The sequence below is a fragment of the Streptomyces griseiscabiei genome, assembly GCF_020010925.1.
Classification (GTDB): domain Bacteria; phylum Actinomycetota; class Actinomycetes; order Streptomycetales; family Streptomycetaceae; genus Streptomyces; species Streptomyces griseiscabiei.
In genome coordinates this window covers 2536537-2553181 of the sequence record NZ_JAGJBZ010000002.1, presented here as the reverse complement: position 1 = coordinate 2553181, position 16645 = coordinate 2536537, and the positions used below count along the sequence as shown (strand labels likewise).

Sequence of the window (16645 nt, the reverse complement as noted above, 5' to 3'; positions counted from 1 at the left end):
TCGAAGGGCACCCTCATGACCACCTCCGCCAAGCCGCTGTCCGTCGCCGTGATCGGTGCCGGTATGGCCGGCCGCAGCCACGCCGCCGGTTACCGCAACGTCAACACCGTCTTCGGTGCCGGTCTGCCGCCGGTGCGGCTGGCCGCGATCGCCGACGCCAACACCGCGCTCGGTGCGGACGCGGCGCGGCGCTACGGGTTCGAGAAGGCGCTGCCCGGCTGGGAGGCCGTGGTCGAGGACCCGACGATCGACGCGGTGAGCATCGTCGTCGGCAACGCCCTGCACCGGCCGATCGCGGAGGCGCTGGTCGCGGCGGGCAAGCATGTGCTGTGCGAGAAGCCGCTCGCCGGGTCGCTCGAAGACGCCCGTGCCATGGCCGAGTTGGAGCGCACGGCCGAGGTCGTGACGTCCGTCGGCTACACGTTCCGCCGCTCCCCCGGCATCGCCGCCATCCGCGGCCATGTGCGGCGCGGCGAGCTGGGCGACCTCACCCTGTTCGGCGGCCGGTACTGGTGCGACTACGCCACCGACCCGAACGGCCCGCTGAGCTGGCGTTTCAAGGGCGGCCCCGGTTCCGGCGCGCTGGGTGACATCGGCTCGCACATCATCGACGCCGCCGAGTACGTCGCCGGGCCCATCGCCTCGGTCTCCGGCGCGTCGCTATCGACGCAGATCCGCAAGCGTCCGCTGCCGCTGGGCGCGGTCGTCGGACACAACGCGGCGCCCGTCTCCGACGAGTTCGGCGAGGTCGAGAACGAGGACACCGCGTCGTTCACCGCCCGCTTCGAGTCGGGACTCGTCGGCACCTTCTCCGTGACCCGCACCGGCTTCGGTCTGCCCAACGGGCTGTCCTTCGACATCCTGGGGCTCGGCGGCCGGGCCGCGTTCGACCAGCACCGGCCCGCCGAGTACCTCTTCGACGACGCCCAGCCCGACGCCCGTACCCGCGGCGCCCGGCAGATCATCGCCGGCCCGAACCTGCCGTACTTCGCGGGCGGTGTCCCGATGGAGGCACCGGGTGTGGGCGCCAGCAACGCCGACAACTTCACCTACCAGGCCCGCGCCTTCCTCGACCAGGTCGCCGGTGTCACCGAGCCGCTGCCGGCCTGCGCCACGTTCGCCGACGCGCTGCGCACGATGGAGATCATCAAGGCCGTCGTCGAGTCCTCCGAGGCCGACGGCAAGGCCGTCGCGGTCCGGTGAGCCGGCCGGGCACTCCCCTGTTCCCGCCGGTTCGCCGGCAGCGGACGGCCCCGCCGCCGTCATCGGGCGTCATCTTCGAGAAGGACCGAGGCATCACGACATGAAGCTGGGACTGTACAACGCGATCCTGCACGACCGGCCGCTGCCGGAGGCGATCAAGGTCGTCGCCGGCCTGGGCCTGACCGGCATAGAGATCAACACCGGTGGCTTCCTACCCGCCGTGCACGTACCGACGTTCGACGACATCCTCGTCAGCGACACCGCCCGGGACGACTTCCTCGGCCTCTTCGAGGGCACCGGCGTCTCCGTCGCCGGCCTCAACGCCAACGGAAACCCGCTGCACCCCAACCCCGTCATCGGCGAGAAGCACGCCGAGGACGTCCGCCGCTCCGTCCGTCTGGCCGAGCGGCTCGGACAGCACCGCCTCGTGACCATGTCGGGCCTGCCCGGCGGTGAACCGGGCGCGACCCGCCCGAACTGGATCGTCAACGCCTGGAACTCCGGGGCCCTGGACGTCCTGGACCACCAGTGGAGGATCGCCGCGGACTTCTGGCGCGAGACCGACCGGCTCGCCCGCGACCACGACGTCAGGATCGCCCTCGAACTCCACCCGCAGAACGTCGTGTTCAACTCCGCCGACGTCCACCGGCTCATCGACCTCACCGGGGCGACCCACGTCGGCGTCGAACTGGACGCCTCCCATCTGTTCTGGCAGCAGATGGACCCCGTCGCCGTCGTCCGCCACCTCGGCGAACTCGTCTTCCACGCCGCCGCCAAGGACGTCCGGATCAATCCCGGACACGCCGCCCTCAACGGTGTGCTCGACAACAGCTTCCGCCGTCTGTCGCCCGAGGAGCCGCGCACCAACCTCGGCGGCGACGAATGGGCCAATGAGTGGCCCAAGGCCTCCGCCTGGGACTTCGTCGCCCTCGGCAAGGGCCACGACGTCGCCTACTGGACCGAGTTCCTGCGCGCCCTCCACGAGGTCGACCCGGACATGCTGGTCAACATCGAGCACGAGGACACCGAACTCGGCCCCGTCGAGGGCGTCGCCGTGGCCGCCGAAGTCCTCAAGGCCGCCGACGCGGCGCTCCAGGAGTCCCTGCGCACCTGACCGCCCCGAGCCGCCCGTCACGGCGGGAGCCCGTCACGGCGGTCGGCCACGGCGTCCTACCGCAGATCGACCTGGAACACCCTGTCCGCGCCGTCCGGCTCGCCCCCGTTGTTGTCGGCGTTGGTGGTGGACAGCCACAGGGAGTTCCCGCCGGGGACCTTCTCCACCGTGCGCAGCCGGCCGTACTGGGTGGTGTAGTAGGCGGTGGGGGTGCCGGCGCTCGTGCCGCTGACCGGGACACGCCACAGGCGCTCGCCGCGCAGGGCCGCCAGGTAGAGGGCTCCGTCGGCGTACACGACCGCGCTCGGGGATGCCTCGCTGACGGTCCACTGGCGCTTGGGGCTCGTCATGCCGGACGTGGAACAGCTGCCCTCGCAGGTGGGCCAGCCGTAGTTCTTGCCGGGCTCGATCAGATTGAGTTCGTCGAACCTGCTGTTGCCGAACTCGGCTTCCCAGAGCCTTCCCTGGTCGTCCCAGGTGATGCCCTGGGGGTTGCGGTGGCCGAGGGAGTAGACGAGGGTGCCGAACGGGTTGCCGGGGGCGGGCCTGCCGTCCTTCGTCATCCGCAGGATCTTCCCGTTGAGGGAGTTCCTGTCCTGGGCTAGGGCGGTGTTCTGCGCGTCGCCCGTGGTGGCGTAGAGGTGGCCGTCCGGGCCGAACTTGATGCGCCCGCCGTTGTGGTACCTGTTCTTGGCGATGCCGGTGACGAGGACCGTGTAGCCGCTGAGCGAGGAGCCGTCGTACGTCATCCGGACGATGCGGTTGTCGGAGGCCGCCGAGTGCATCAGATAGACGTGGTGGTCGCTGTTCCAGGTCGGTGAGACCGCGACGCCGAGGAGGCCGCCCTCTCCGCCGGTGGTCACGACGTTGGGGACCCTGCCGATCTCGGTCCGGGTGCCGGCCCGGGTGAGCTTGAACAGCTTGAAGGAGTCCCGCTCGGTGATGAGCGCCGACCCGTCGGGCAGCCAGCTCAGGCCCCAGGGGACGGTCCAGCCGGACGAGACGGTCCGGATGTCCGAGGGGACCGAGGTGATACCGCTGTCGGCACCCGGCGACGCGCCGAGCAGACCGGTGGTGAGCGTGGCCACGGCAGCGGCCGTCGCGATGGTTCGGAATGCGCGCATGGGCGAACTCCTCGCAGTGGGGGTGCCTGGAAGGTAGGAGGTATGTATTCGAGGGTCAAGTGCCGTTAAAGCCAAAGGTTCATACCTTCACCCGAAGGATCACTTGGCCATGTCCATCTCAACAGGGGTTTTGCCAACTGGGCCGACAGGGACCGACCTTGATGTTCTCGTTTTCAGCCACCCAGAGATCGGATCACTTTGCCGCCGACCCATTGACCCGGCTGGCAGATGCTGGTGATGCTGCACCACAGCCGCACCACAGGTTCCCCCCTTGGAAGGCAGGTACGGCACATGACCGAATCCGTACAGCGGGTAGACGAAGAGGCGACCAGCTGGCAGACCCCCGACTACGTGGTCGTCGAGACCGCGCTGGAGGTCACCGCCTATTTCCTGAGCGACCGTTAGCCCGCCGCCGTGCTGCTGCGCGTGCTCGGCAGCGCGGCGGGCGGTGGCGTACCCCAGTGGAACTGTGCGTGTCCCGGCTGCTCCGGGGCACGCACACACCCGCACTGGCGCCGCCGCCACGCCTCTCTCGCCGTACAGGCCTCCGACGACCGCTGGTACGTCATCAACGCCACCCCCGACATCGGCGACCAGATCGAGGACTGCCCACCCCTGCGGCCTCCTCCCGGTTCGCGGCGGACGCCGATCGCCGGGCTGATCCTGACCGACGCCGAACTCGACCACACGCTCGGCATCGCCCGGCTGCGCGAAGCCGGCCCCGGCGGACTGGAGTTGCTCGCCACCGCCCCCGTACGCGAGGCACTGCTCACCGGGCTGCGCCTGGACGCTGTCCTCGGCCCCTACACCCCTCTCACCTGGCGCCGACTGCCCCCGCGGCGGCCCGTACCGCTCTCCGCGGACTCGGCCCTCACGATCAGCGCGATCCCCGTCTCCGCCAAACGCCCGCGCTACGCGGCCGAGTTACCCGTGCCCGACGGGGACTCCTGGGTCGTGGCCCTGTTGCTCACCGACCGCGCCACCGGGGCGACGGTCATCTACGCCCCTGCCCTCGCCGCCTGGCCGGACACCCTGCAGGCCGCTGTCACCGACGCCGACTGCGTGATCGTCGACGGCACGTTCTGGGACGACGAGGAACCCCGGCGCACCGGCGTCTCCACCCGCACCGCGACCGGTATGGGACACCTCCCGATCGACGGGCCGGGCGGCACCGCCGAGCTCCTGGCGCCGCTGCGCGCCCGCTGTCTCTACACCCATCTGAACAACACCAACCCCCTCGTCGATCCGAGCGCACCGCAGCACAAGCGGCTGGCCGACCGGGGCATCGAGGTGGCCGGAGACGGAATGGTGATCCACCTGTGAGCTTCGAGGAACGGCTGCGGGCCGTGGCCCGGGACCGCTATCACGACACCCATCCCTTCAACATCCGCATGCACCAAGGGGAGTTGACCCCGGACGAGCTGCGCCGGTGGATCCTCAACCGCTTCCACTACCAGCGGCACATCCCCGTCAAGGACGCCCTGGTCCTGGCCAAGCTGGACACCTCCCGGCTGCGCCGTATGTGGCTGCGGCGGATCGAGGAGCACGACGGCCGGGCCGAGGGCGAGGGCGCCATCGAGCGGTGGCTGAGGCTGGGTGAGGCCGCGGGGCTCGACCGGTCCGAGCTGCTGTCCGGTGCGGACGTGCTGCCCGGGGTGCGGCTGGCGGTGGACGGATACGTCAACTTCTGCCGGCTCCGCTCCCCGCTGGAAGCCGTCGCGGCGTCCCTCACCGAACTGTCGGCGCCGGACATCATGCGCACGCGCATCGCCGCGTTCGAGCGTCACTACCGGTGGATCGACGCCGACGGCCTCGCCTACTTCCGGTCCCGCGAGACCCAGGGGCGGCAGGACAGCGGTGAGGCACTGGGTCTGGTCCTGGACTGGGCCCGCACCGGGGCCGATCAGGAGCGTGCCGTGGCGGCCCTCGCCTTCAAGTGCGACGTGCTGTGGTCGCTGCTCGACGCAGTCGACCACGGCGACCGGAAGGAGCGCCGGTGACCACGACCGGGACCGCGACCGGATGGCGGCCGGCGCTGGCACGCTCCGTCCTGCTCCGCCACGACCGCGTGCGCCGCGCGGACCTGCTGGTCCTGCCGGAACGGGTGGTGGTCCTCAACGGCCGGGCGGCGGACGTCCTGCGCCTGTGCGACGGGCGGCGGCGGGTCGCCGAGATCGTGGCCGTGCTGGCGGCCCGCTTCCCGGACGCCCCCGTGGCGCGGGAGGTGCCCCGGTTCCTCGACCGGGTACGCGAGGAGGGCTGGCTGCGATGACGAGCCCCCCGCCGCCCTGGGCCCTGCTGGCCGAACTCACCCACGCCTGCCCGCTGCACTGCCCCTACTGCTCCAACCCCCTCGAACTCACCCGCCGTTCACTCGAACTCTCCACCGAGGAATGGACCGACGTGTTCCAGCAGGCGGCGGACCTCGGCGTCGTCCACACACACCTCTCCGGTGGCGAGCCTCGGCTGCGCCGCGACCTCACCGCCGTGGTCGCCGCCGCCGAGTCGGCCGGGATCTACACCCAACTGGTCACCAGCGGCGTCGGGTTGAGCGCGCCGAGGATGTCCGCGCTCGTCTCCGCCGGACTGCGCAGCGTCCAGCTGTCCGTGCAGCACGCCGATCCCGTGGCCTCCGACCGGATCGGCGGTCGCCGGTCGTTCGCGGCGAAGGAACGGGCCGCCGCTGTCGTCCGGGACGCGGGCCTGCCGCTGGGCCTCAACGTCGTCCTGCACCACGACAACCTGGATGCGGTCGACGACATCGTGGACCTGGGCGTGGCCTGGGGCGCGGAGCGGATCGAGCTGGCCAACGTGCAGTTCCACGGATGGGCCCTGCGCAACCGCGCCGCGCTGCTGCCGACCCGCGACCAGGTGTCCCGCGCCCGGGAGACGGTCGAGCGCCGACGGGAGCGGCTGGCGGGCACGATCGAGCTGGTGTGGGTCGTGCCGGACTACTTCGACGGGGTGCCGAAGCCGTGCATGGGCGGCTGGGGCGCGGTGTCACTGACGGTCGCCCCGGACGGCGCCGTCCTGCCGTGCCCCGCGTCCCGGGACATGCTGGGCCCGGACGTACCGAACGTACGCGAGAGGTCCCTGGAGTGGATCTGGAACAGCTCGCCGGCCTTCGACCGCTATCGGGGCACTGAGTGGATGACCGGGCCCTGCGGTGAGTGTCCCCGCCGCGAGATCGACTTCGGCGGCTGCCGTTGTCAGGCCCACGCGCTCACCGGGGACGCCGCCCGCACCGACCCCGCCTGCGCGCTCTCGCCCGACCACGCAGTCGTACGCGCTCTGTCACGGACGCCGCGCGCCGATGCCTCGCAGTACGTGTACCGCGGGCCCGACAGCCACCGAACGGACGTCACGAGGGGTGCCAAGCGATGACCAGAACGCACCGCGGACCAGGAGGGATCACCGTCGGCGCCCTCGCCCTGATGCTCACCGCCGGCGCCTGCGGCTCCGGCGCCGGTGCCCAGGACTCCGCCGACGACCCCATCGTCATCGGCGTCTCCCTCCCCCTCACCGGGGACTTCTCCGAACCCGGCAAGGGCGTCGAACGGGGCTACCGGGCCTGGGCGAAGATCGTCAACGACAAGGGCGGACTGCTGGGCCGCAAGGTCGAGTTGAAGATCCTCGACGACCAGTCCAACGCCGACCGGGTCGTCTCCGACTACGAGCAGCTGATCGGCAGGGACGAGGTCGACCTGCTCTTCGGGCCGTTCTCCACCCGGCTCGTCGTCCCGTCCGCACGGGTGGCCGAGGAGTACGGAATGCTCTTCGTGGAACCGGCGGGCGCGGCCCCGGAGGTCTTCGAGCAGGGCTTCGGGAACCTCTTCTACGCCGCTCCGGCCGTCGCCGACGACCACTACAACCTCCTGGCCGACCACATCCTGGCCATGCCGGCGAGCGAGCGTCCGAAGACGGCCGCGTACGCCGCCATGGACGACCCCTTCGCGCAGGGAACCGCGTACGGGCTGAAGGAGAGGCTGGAGAAGGGCGGCGTGCGGACGGTCGTCGACGAGGTCTATCCGCCCAACACCACCGACTTCGGCGGCATCGCCGCCCGGATCGCCGACTCCGGGGCCGACATCGTGGTGGGCGGCACCCAGTACCAGGACGGCGTCAACCTGATCGTCGCCCTGCAGCAGCTGGACTACCAGCCGAAGCTGGCCGCGTTCTCCACCGCGCCGACCGAGCCGGAGTTCGCGAAGGCCATCGGCAACAGGACCGAGGGCGTCCTCGCGCCCACCGGCTACACCCAGAAGGCCGACTATCCGTCCAACAAGGAGTTCGTCGAGAAGTACACCGAGCAGTTCGGCAAGGCGCCCGAGGAGGACCAGGCCAACGCGTACACGACCGGTCAGGTGGTGGCCGCCGCCGTCGAGGCCGCACGGTGCGCCTCCCCGGACCCGGACTGCCAGGGCAAGCTGGTGGAGTGGCTCCACGGCAACCAGGTGGACACCGTCGTGGGGCCGCTGAAGTGGGACGACAAGGGACGGCCGAAGAGCGCTCACATGATCCAGCAGTGGGTCGGCGGCGAGATCCAGATCGTGCTCCCCGGGGCGCAGAAGGAAGCCGATCTGATCTATCCGAAGCCGAAGTGGTGAGGCGGGCGTGCCCTCCGCGAGTCTCGTCTTCCAGAGCCTGGTCCTCGGTGTGCTGCTGGGCGGGCTGTACGCCCTCCTGGCGGCGGGCCTCACCCTCTACTTCGGTGTGATGCGCGTCGTGATGATCGCCCACTCCGCCTTCCTGATCCTCGCCGCCTACCTGGCCTGGTTCGCGCACCGGGAGACCGGCGTCGACCCGCTCCTCACCCTGATCGTCACCGTGCCGCTGTTCTTCGCCGCCGGGGTCGCCCTGCAACGCCTGCTCCTGACCCGGCTGCGCCCGGCGACGCTCACCATGATGTCCGTCCTGCTGACCTTCTCGGTGGCGCTGGTCGTCGAGGGGCTGCTCGGATACGTGTTCAGCGGCACCCAGCGCCGCATCCGGCTCGGCTACAGCGCAACGAGTGTGGAGTTCCTCGGGGCGCGGGTGGCGGTGGTGAAGCTGATCGCCTTCGGCCTGGCCGCGCTCGCCCTGCTCGGCCTCTACCTGCTCATGAAGCACAGCCGGTTCGGCCAGGCCCTGCGCGCCACCATCCAGCACCGGGACGCCGCCCGGCTGCTCGGCATCGACACCGACCGGATCGCCGGCTACGGCTTCGGCCTCGGCCTCGCCACAGCGGCCGTCGGCGGCACGGCACTCGCCCTCGACACCACCATCTACCCCTCGCTGCACTGGCACTGGATCGGCCCGCTGATGGCCATCATCGTCGTCGGCGGCCTGGGCAGCGTGCCGGGCGCCGCCATCGCCGCCATGACGCTGGGCATCCTGCAGAGCCTGCTGCAACTCGAACTGTCCACCACCTGGGCGCAGACCGTCTTCTACGTCGCGCTCTTCGCCACGCTGGCCGTCAGGCCGCAGGGATTCTTCGGGGGGCGGCTTGCGCAGAGGTTCTGACCTCCGACCCGTACATGTCGGTGCCCTCCTGGTGGCGGCGGCCGTCGCTCTCAGTTTCCCGTCGGCGGCCCCGAGCCCCTACGAGATCACCGTCGGCATCGCCATCCTCAACTACGCGGTCCTCTCCACCTCCTGGAACTTCGTCGGCGGCTTCACGGGCTATGTCTCCCTCGGCCACGGGGCGTTCGCCGGGCTCGGCGCCTACGCGACCGGCCTGCTGGTCGCCAGGGCCGAACTCCCGCCCTTCGCCGCGCTGTTCGCCGCCGCGGCGGTGGTGGCGGCACTCGCCGTCCCGGTCGGCTGGGCCGCCCTGCGGGTACGCGGCGCCTCCTTCGTGATCGTCTCCATCGCCCTCGTCCTCATCACCCTGCTGGTCTTCCAGAGCTGGGCGTCGCTCACCGGCGGTTCCCGGGGTCTGGTCGTACCCCGGCCCTTCCCCGGCATGCTGCGCGCCGAGCACCACCGGACCTTCTACTTCCTCTTCCTGGCACTGCTCGCGCTGGCCCTGCTGGTCTGGTGGGCCATCGACCGGTCCCGGTTCGGCATGGGCCTCAAGGCGATCCGCGAGGACGAGGACAAGGCCCAGTCGCTCGGCATCCCCACCTTCACCTACAAGCTGGTGGTCTTCGTCGTCTCCGCCGCCTTCACCGCGCTGGCGGGCGGGTTGTACGCCCTGTGGTTCGGCGACCTCGACCCGGTCTTCCAGTTCTCCGTCCTCGGTGGCTCGTACATGGTGCTGATGGCACTGCTCGGTGGCGTACGCCAGTTGTACGGGCCGCTGCTCGGAGCGCTGATCGTCGGGTACGCCCTGGAGTACTCCAAGGTCGAGTACGGGGACACACCGCTGCATCTGGTCGTGGCGGGGCTGCTGCTCGGCGTCGTGGTGACGCTCATGCCCGACGGTGTCATCCCGGCAGCCGGAGCCCTGCTCCGCCGGTTCCGCCGCACCGGCGACACCTCCATCCGGGAGGTGACCGCGGCCGAACTGCGGGAGCGGGACGGGGAGTTCGAGGGACGCGACCGGACGGAGGCGAGGAGCGATGAGCGAACCGGCAGCTGAAGCGGTGTCCGGGACGGCACCCGGGGCGGAGCCCGAGGCGAGCCTCGCGGCCACCGGCCTCACCAAGACCTTCGGCGGGGTCACCGCGCTCGACGCGGCCACCGTGACCTTCCACCACGGCAAGGTCAACGCCCTGATCGGGCCCAACGGTTCGGGGAAGACGACCTTCTTCAACTGTGTCACCGGGATGATCCGCCCGGACTCCGGGAGCGTCGTGTACCGCGGGTACGACCTCACGGGCCGGCCCCCGCACCGGATCGCCCGCGCCGGGATCGGGCGCTCCTTCCAGCTCTGCCGGGTCTTCCCCCGGATGACCGTGCTGGACAACCTCCTGGCCGCGATCCGGCCGCGCGGCCTCGCCGGACAGCTCGGGCGTTCGGGCACCCGCGCGGAGACCGAGCGGGCCCGCTACTGGCTGACCCGGATGGGCATCGAACACCTGGAGCGGGCCGAGGCCCGCCACCTCTCCTGGGGGCAGCAGAAGCTGCTGGAGCTGGCGGGCGTGCTGACGAGCGAGCCGGAGCTGATCCTGCTGGACGAGCCCGCGGGCGGGGTCAACCCCGCGCTGATCGACCGCATCGGCGACCTGGTGCGCGAACTCAACGCCGAGGGACGGACGTTCCTGATCGTCGAGCACAACATGGAGATGGTCATGAGCCTCAGCGACCACATCGTCGTGTTCGACCGCGGCCGGCCGATCGCCCAGGGCCCGCCCTCGCTGATCCAGTCCGACGAACGAGTCCTCGGGGCATACCTTGGCGTCTGACTCTCCCACCACCGGCTCTCCCACCACCGGCTCCCCCCTCCTCCTCGAACTCGACGACATCCGCGCCGGGTACGGCCGGTCGGCGCCGGTCCTGCGCGGGCTGACGGTCCGCGTGCCGGCCGGGGCGATCGTCTGTCTGGTCGGCCCCAACGGCGCGGGCAAGTCGACCGTCCTGAAGGTGGCCAGCGGTCTCCTCGCCCCGCGCTCGGGCCGGATCCTCGTCGGCGGCGAGGACGTCACCGGCCAGGGACCCCAGCGGCTGCTCGCCGCCGGAGTGGCCCATGTCCTCCAAGGGCACAGCGTGTTCCGGGAGATGACGGTCGCCGAGAACGTCCTGCTCGGCGGCTACACCCTGCGCGACAAGGCCCTGGTCGCCGAACGGGCCGACTTCGTACGGACGTTGTTCCCGGTGGTGGCCGAGCGGTGGACGAGCCTGGCCGGGCTGCTCTCCGGCGGGCAGCAGAAGCAGGTGGAGTTCGCGCGCTCGCTGATGGTCGGCCCCCGGGTCGTGCTCCTGGACGAACCGTCGATGGGGCTCGATCCGAAGGCGACCGGGGTGGTCTTCGAACAGATCGTCCGGATGCGGGACGCGGGAACCGCCGTCCTGCTCGTCGAACAGAACGCGCGGCGCGCCCTGGAGGCCGCCGACACCGGCTGCGTCCTCGATCTCGGCCGGGTCCATATCGCGGGCCCCGCACGGGAGTTGCTGGCCGACCCACAGCTCGGCGAGCTGTATCTGGGAGGACGGCCCGCACGCCGATGACCCCGTCGAGTCCAGGAAGGACCCTCATGCACGGCAGACGGAGACGACGGACCAGGCTCGCGGCGGTCGCCGTACTCCTGACCGCCCTCACCACGACAGCGGCGACGCCCTCCGGGGCGGGGGCCGGGACGGGCCCCGTACTCCCCTCCCTGCGCCCCCACCTGGCGGCGTACTACGACTTCGAGCACCCGGTCCGCGGCGACCCGGCGCGCGAACGTGACCTGGGCTTCTCCGGCACCGACATCGAGCTGGTCGGCGGCGGGGCACGGATGCGCACGGGCGACGGAGCGCACCGGGGCAGCCGGGCCTCGCTCCAGGTGCGGCAGGTCGGCCCGGACGTGAAGGGCACCGACGACTGGAAGGCGGGCGTGTACGGGCCGTCGGGTGTGCCGACGCTCCGGGCGTTCAACGCGGTCGAGGGGATGACCGTGATGGGCTGGTTCAAGATGACCGGTCCGAACCCGGCCCTCAACAGCAACACGGCCGCCCCGGACGACCGTTACGGCGCGGTGGGTCTGGCCGGTGTGCTGTCGGGCGACTCCGACGGCCACGCGGTGCGGGGCCTGCTGGAGATCATCGAGGTGAACGGCGTCCTGCGGCTCGTGGCCCTCGGCCGGCGCGTCGACGCGGGGGCCTCGCAGACCTTCGCCGCCACCGAGGACTGGCGCACCCTGCTGCCCGTCGGCGAGTGGGTCTTCCTGGCCGCCACCTTCGACTTCGGCACCGGAGCGATGGCGCTGTACCGCGACGGCCGCCGGCTGGACGGCTTCCGCACCGTCCCCGGCGACCCCTGGGACCTCTCGGGGCCGGGCCCGCACCGCGCCTCGCCCACCGATCCCCGGGGCATCAAGATCGGCGGCAGCTTCCCGCAGAACACCGCCGAACGCAATCCCTGCGACTGCCGCATGGACAGTCTGATGTTCCTGGACAGCGCGGTGGGCCACGACCGGATCCGGGCCCAGTACCGATGGTCGGCCGCCCACTGACGACGTACGTTCACAAAGGAGTGACCTTCGTATGGCCGCATCTCCGGGCCCCGGACACCAGGCCCGCCTCCTGATCCCCCCGATCCCCCCGATCCTCCTGATCCCCCTGATCCCCTTGGTCGTCCTCGCGCTGTTGCTGTCCGCCCTCGTCGCCCTCCCCGGCACGGCGCTGGCGGCGGCCGGCGACCCCGTCACCGACCCCTTCCCCGAGCGTCCCGCGGCCTCCGGCATCGGGCTGACCGTCGAGGAGTACGCCTCCTTCCCGAAGACCGAGCCGCCGCCCGGCCCGGTCACCGATCCCCGGCTGATGCGGCAGGCCCGGATCAACCACCTCAGCGAGCTCCCCGACCGCTCGGGCCGAAAGGCCGTACCGGATCTCAACGGCAAGCTCTACCTCGTCCGGGACGGCGGCACGCCCGGCGTCTATCTGGACGTCGCCGCCGCCTTCGCCCCCGCGTTCTTCGCCAGCCGGGGCCTCGGCCAGGGCTTCGGGTTCGTCACCTTCGACCCCGGCTTCCGGCACAACGGCCGCTTCTACACCGTGCACACCGAACTGGCCTCCGCCACCACCGCCGTGCCCGACCACCGCCAGCAGGCAGCCACGGTCTACCACGGCGTGGTCACCGAGTGGACCGCCGCCGACCCCTCGGCCGACACCTTCACCGGCACCCGCCGGGAGGTCCTGCGCATCGGCTTCGCGGGCCCGGTCCACGGCATCCAGCAGATCGACTTCAACCCGACGGCGGGCCCCCACGACCGCGACCGCGGACTGCTCTACCTCGCGGTGGGCGAGGGCGGCCAGGGCGCCAGGAACACCGAGCCGCAGAGCCTCTCCCTCCCGCACGGCAAGATCCTGCGCATCGACCCGCGCGGCACGAACAGCGCCAACGGCAGGTACGGCATCCCGGCGGACAACCCGTTCACCGCCACCCCGGGCGCGCTCGGCGAGATCTACGCGTACGGCCTGCGCGACCCGCACCGCTTCAGCTGGGACCCGGCGGGCGCCCACCGTATGTACGTCGCCAACATCGGCCAGCACGCCGTCGAGTCGGTCTACGAGGTGCGCGCGGGCGACAACTTCGGCTGGAGCGAACGCGAAGGCCCGTTCGTCTTCGACAGAACGGCCGCCGACCCCTGCGACCAGATCCTCCCGCTCCCCGCCGACGACGAGAAGTACGGCTACACCTACCCCGTCGCCGCCTACGACCACGACCCGCCCGCCGACTGGAACTGCACCTCGGACGTCGGCCGGGCCGTGGTGGGCGGCTTCGTCTACCGGGGCAGGGACCTCCCCGCCCTGCGCGGCAAGTACGTCTTCGGAGACATCGTCGACGGACGTCTGCTCTTCGCCGACACCAAGGACATGCGGCGCGGCAGCGGGCGCCTGGCGCAGCTGTACGACCTGATGCTGTACGACGCGAGCGGCACGCGCGTCACCATGCGGGACCTGGCCGGGAGCAACCGGGTGGATCTGCACTTCGGCCGGGACGCCGCCTGTGAGCTGTATCTGCTCTCCAAGGCCAACGGCAGGATCTGGAAGATCACCGGCACCCGCGAGTTCGCCTCCTGCGACACCTCCGGCTCCCGCCTCACCCATGTCATGGACGGCCGGAACTGGGCGCCCGTCACCCCGTCCAAGTGGCGCTTCCCCGGCCGCGAGGCCGTCCTCGCGGAGGCCGGCGTCCAGCGGCCCGGCCCGCGCCGCCCCTTCGAGTACGCGGTGCTGACGGCGGGCCCGGCGGCGTACGGCGACGTACGGATCGACGCGGAGGTCCGCATCGACACCCCCGTGGATACACCCAACCGGGACGTGATCATCGTCTTCGACCACCGGTCCGACACGAGGTTCTCCTACGTCCACCTGTCCCAGGACAACACCATCTACCCGCACAACGGCGTCTTCGTCGTCGACGACGCCGACCGTCTGCGCGTCGACGACCAGTGGAACGGCACGACGGGCGCCCCACCGGCCGTCACCGACACGGCCTGGCACAAGGTGCGGGTGGTGCGCTGTGCGACCACGGGCGAGATCGCGGTCTACGTCGACGGTTCGAAACGGCCGCTGATGACGGCCGTGGACACCACCCTCGCCTCCGGCAGGGTGGGCTTCGGGTCGTTCGACAACACCGGACGGCTCCGCGGCCTGAGGGTTTCCTCGCCCTGAGCGTGCGCCGCGGGTACGGGCCGCCCTCCTCCCCGGGCCGGGTCAGGGGGCGGTGTCCGCCGGACCCGGCGCGGGCGGCCGCGGGGTGACCAGTCCGCTCTGGTAGGCGACCACCACGAGCTGGGCCCGGTCGCGGACGTCCAGCTTGGTCATGGCCCGCTGGATGTGGCTGCGCACGGTGAGCGGGCTCAGGACCAGCAGCTCGGCGATCTGCGCGTTGGATCTGCCGTGCGCGGCCAGGGTCACGACCTCGCGTTCGCGGTCCGTCAGGGTCCGGACGGCGTCGGGGAGGGTGAGCGGGTCGTCGGTGTCCGGGGTGGCCAGGAAGCGGGTGATCAGGGCCTGGGTGGCGGTGGGCGAGAGGAGGGCCTCGCCGGCCGCGACGGTGCGGATGCCCGACAGCAGGACGTCGGGGCTGACTCCCTTGCCGAGGAAGCCGCTCGCTCCGGCGCGCAGGGCCCTGGCGACGTTCTCGTCGTTCTCGAAGGTGGTGAGGACGAGGATGTGGGTGTCCGTCAGTTCGGGCCGGGAGCAGATCGCGGCGGTGGCCGCCACGCCGTCGAGGTTCGGCATCCGGATGTCCATGACGACCACGTCGGGCCGGTGCGCCTCGGTCAGTTCGACGGCCTCCCGCCCGTCGGCGGCCTCCGCGATCACGGTCAGGTCGTCGTCCGAGTCGATGAGGATGCGGAAGGTGGCCCGCAGCAGAGCCTGGTCGTCGGCGAGCAGAACACGGATGGTCATGGGGCGGTGCTTTCGTCGGCGCGGTCGGGGGGCGGGGTGAGCGGCAGGGCGCAGACGACCTGGAAGCCGCCATGGGTGCGGTGGCCCGCGTGGAAGGTGCCGCCCGCCGAGCCGGCGCGCTCCCGCATGCTGATCAGACCGAACCCGCTGCCCGGGCCGGGTGCCGTGGAGGCGCGGCCGGGGGCGGTGTCGTTGGTGACGGTCAGGGTCAGCCGCCGGGGCTCGTAGCGCAGCCGCACGTCGGCGGCGCGGCCCGCCCCGTGCTTGGTGACGTTGGTGAGTGCTTCCTGGAGGATCCGGTAGGCCGTCAGGTCGAGTACGGGGCTCAGGGGGCGTCGCTCTCCCTCGACGGTGACGGTGACCTGGAGGCCGGCCGCCGCGCAGGAGTCGACCAGGTCGGGCAGCCGTGCCAGTCCCGGGGCGGGGGCCAGGTCGTCGTCGGGGTCGGTGTCCTGCCGCAACAGCCCCACCGTGGCCTTGAGTTCGCGCAGGGCGGCGGCCGTCGTCTCCGGGAGCCTGTCGATGATCTCCCGGGCCTGGTCGGGGCGGGTCCGCAGGAGGTGCTTCACCGCTCCGGCCTGGGCGTCGGCCAGGGTCAGATGGTGGGCGACCACGTCGTGCAGTTCGCGCGCGATGCGCATCCGCTCCTGGACGACCCGGTGACGGGCCTCCTCCTCACGCTGCCGGTCGGCGTGCTCGGCGCGGGCCACGGCGTACTCCCGGCGGACGCGCCGGTAGCCGCCCAGCGCCGCGCCGAGCAGGATCCACGCCGCCGGGTTGACGACGGCGAAGAGCAGGGAGTCCAGGAAGGAGGGGAAGACCAGGCCGCTGAACACCACGCAGCCGGTGGCGACGAGGGCGCTGTTCCATCCGGTGCGCCGGGTCGTGCGCAGGCTGGTCTCGTACTGCGCGACCAGCAGGGGCCCCATCAGCAGGGGGGTCAGGAGGTAGCCCAGCGCGCCCACGGCCATCGTGCACAGTGTGGTGACGGCGAGGACGGTCAGGGGGTGGCTCCGCCGCCGGTGCAGCGCGGCGCAGGAGAGCGCGGACAGCGCGATGCCCGGCCACATCGCCAGCGGCCCCGAGGCCACGGCACGCGTGACCAGGACGCCGGTGACGGTGACGGCGAACACCAGGACCAGAACCGACAGATCCACGGCTCTCGGCCGGGTCACCGCCCGGTGCCGCCAGCTGGTACTCATCACACTCCGCAGCTCAA

At 71.5% G+C, this 16645-nt stretch carries 17 protein-coding genes; 14 read left to right on the top strand and 3 right to left on the bottom strand.

Features of this window, described 5'->3' with window-relative positions; genetic code table 11:
• Positions 1-15: 15 nt before the first annotated feature.
• Positions 16-1203: a Gfo/Idh/MocA family protein gene (locus J8M51_RS28410; RefSeq protein ID WP_086751437.1), complete on the top strand. Its 1188-nt coding sequence runs from the start codon at positions 16-18 to the stop codon at positions 1201-1203.
• Positions 1204-1303: 100 nt separating this feature from the next.
• Positions 1304-2317, top strand: a complete 1014-nt coding sequence (locus J8M51_RS28405; RefSeq protein ID WP_086751435.1) for a sugar phosphate isomerase/epimerase family protein — start codon at positions 1304-1306, stop codon at positions 2315-2317.
• A 56-nt stretch (positions 2318-2373) separates the two neighbouring features.
• Here the strand turns inward: J8M51_RS28405 and J8M51_RS28400 are convergent, their stop codons facing one another.
• Positions 2374-3441, bottom strand: coding sequence for a PQQ-dependent sugar dehydrogenase (locus J8M51_RS28400; protein WP_086751433.1), 1068 nt, complete (start codon positions 3439-3441; stop codon positions 2374-2376).
• Positions 3442-3732: 291 nt separating this feature from the next.
• Here J8M51_RS28400 and pqqA point away from each other — a divergent pair, with 291 nt between their 5' ends.
• From pqqA to J8M51_RS28340, 12 genes are read left to right on the top strand one after another with little or no spacing between them, the layout of a single operon-like run.
• The gene (pqqA, locus tag J8M51_RS28395) at positions 3733-3846 is read left to right on the top strand and encodes a pyrroloquinoline quinone precursor peptide PqqA (RefSeq protein WP_107473654.1); all 114 of its coding nucleotides are present in this window, start codon (positions 3733-3735) and stop codon (positions 3844-3846) included.
• A 9-nt stretch (positions 3847-3855) separates the two neighbouring features.
• Positions 3856-4764: a pyrroloquinoline quinone biosynthesis protein PqqB gene (gene pqqB, locus J8M51_RS28390; RefSeq protein WP_086751429.1), complete on the top strand. Its 909-nt coding sequence runs from the start codon at positions 3856-3858 to the stop codon at positions 4762-4764.
• Positions 4761-5441, top strand: coding sequence for a pyrroloquinoline-quinone synthase PqqC (gene pqqC / locus J8M51_RS28385; RefSeq protein ID WP_086751427.1), 681 nt, complete (start codon positions 4761-4763; stop codon positions 5439-5441). The genes pqqB and pqqC overlap by 4 nt, the downstream gene beginning before the upstream one ends.
• The gene (pqqD, locus tag J8M51_RS28380) at positions 5438-5713 is read left to right on the top strand and encodes a pyrroloquinoline quinone biosynthesis peptide chaperone PqqD (RefSeq protein WP_256963993.1); all 276 of its coding nucleotides are present in this window, start codon (positions 5438-5440) and stop codon (positions 5711-5713) included. The genes pqqC and pqqD overlap by 4 nt, the downstream gene beginning before the upstream one ends.
• Entirely contained in the window at positions 5710-6825 is a 1116-nt protein-coding gene (pqqE, locus tag J8M51_RS28375; protein ID WP_086751423.1) for a pyrroloquinoline quinone biosynthesis protein PqqE, read from the top strand. Before pqqD ends, pqqE begins: the two co-directional genes overlap by 4 nt.
• Positions 6822-8048 (top strand): amino acid ABC transporter substrate-binding protein, encoded by a 1227-nt coding sequence (locus tag J8M51_RS28370; RefSeq protein WP_179202842.1) that lies wholly within the window; start codon positions 6822-6824, stop codon positions 8046-8048. Before pqqE ends, J8M51_RS28370 begins: the two co-directional genes overlap by 4 nt.
• Before the next feature lie 7 nt (positions 8049-8055).
• The gene (locus tag J8M51_RS28365) at positions 8056-8943 is read left to right on the top strand and encodes a branched-chain amino acid ABC transporter permease (RefSeq protein WP_086751421.1); all 888 of its coding nucleotides are present in this window, start codon (positions 8056-8058) and stop codon (positions 8941-8943) included.
• Between the two features lie 31 nt (positions 8944-8974).
• Positions 8975-10003 (top strand): branched-chain amino acid ABC transporter permease, encoded by a 1029-nt coding sequence (locus tag J8M51_RS28360; RefSeq protein ID WP_218781389.1) that lies wholly within the window; start codon positions 8975-8977, stop codon positions 10001-10003.
• Entirely contained in the window at positions 9984-10769 is a 786-nt protein-coding gene (locus J8M51_RS28355; RefSeq protein WP_086751417.1) for an ABC transporter ATP-binding protein, read from the top strand. The genes J8M51_RS28360 and J8M51_RS28355 overlap by 20 nt, the downstream gene beginning before the upstream one ends.
• On the top strand, positions 10759-11532 hold the full coding sequence (locus tag J8M51_RS28350) for an ABC transporter ATP-binding protein (RefSeq protein ID WP_086751415.1): 774 nt from the start codon (positions 10759-10761) through the stop codon (positions 11530-11532). The genes J8M51_RS28355 and J8M51_RS28350 overlap by 11 nt, the downstream gene beginning before the upstream one ends.
• Positions 11533-11558: 26 nt before the next feature.
• On the top strand, positions 11559-12518 hold the full coding sequence (locus J8M51_RS28345; protein ID WP_236067349.1) for a LamG domain-containing protein: 960 nt from the start codon (positions 11559-11561) through the stop codon (positions 12516-12518).
• 31 nt (positions 12519-12549) lie between these two features.
• Entirely contained in the window at positions 12550-14682 is a 2133-nt protein-coding gene (locus J8M51_RS28340) for a PQQ-dependent sugar dehydrogenase (protein WP_267299558.1), read from the top strand.
• Positions 14683-14724: 42 nt separating this feature from the next.
• Here J8M51_RS28340 and J8M51_RS28335 read toward each other — a convergent pair whose 3' ends face one another.
• Both J8M51_RS28335 and J8M51_RS28330 read right to left on the bottom strand, forming a co-directional pair.
• Entirely contained in the window at positions 14725-15426 is a 702-nt protein-coding gene (locus J8M51_RS28335) for a response regulator (RefSeq protein WP_086757230.1), read from the bottom strand.
• Positions 15423-16628, bottom strand: a complete 1206-nt coding sequence (locus tag J8M51_RS28330) for a sensor histidine kinase (protein WP_086757228.1) — start codon at positions 16626-16628, stop codon at positions 15423-15425. Before J8M51_RS28330 ends, J8M51_RS28335 begins: the two co-directional genes overlap by 4 nt.
• Positions 16629-16645: the final 17 nt, after the last annotated feature.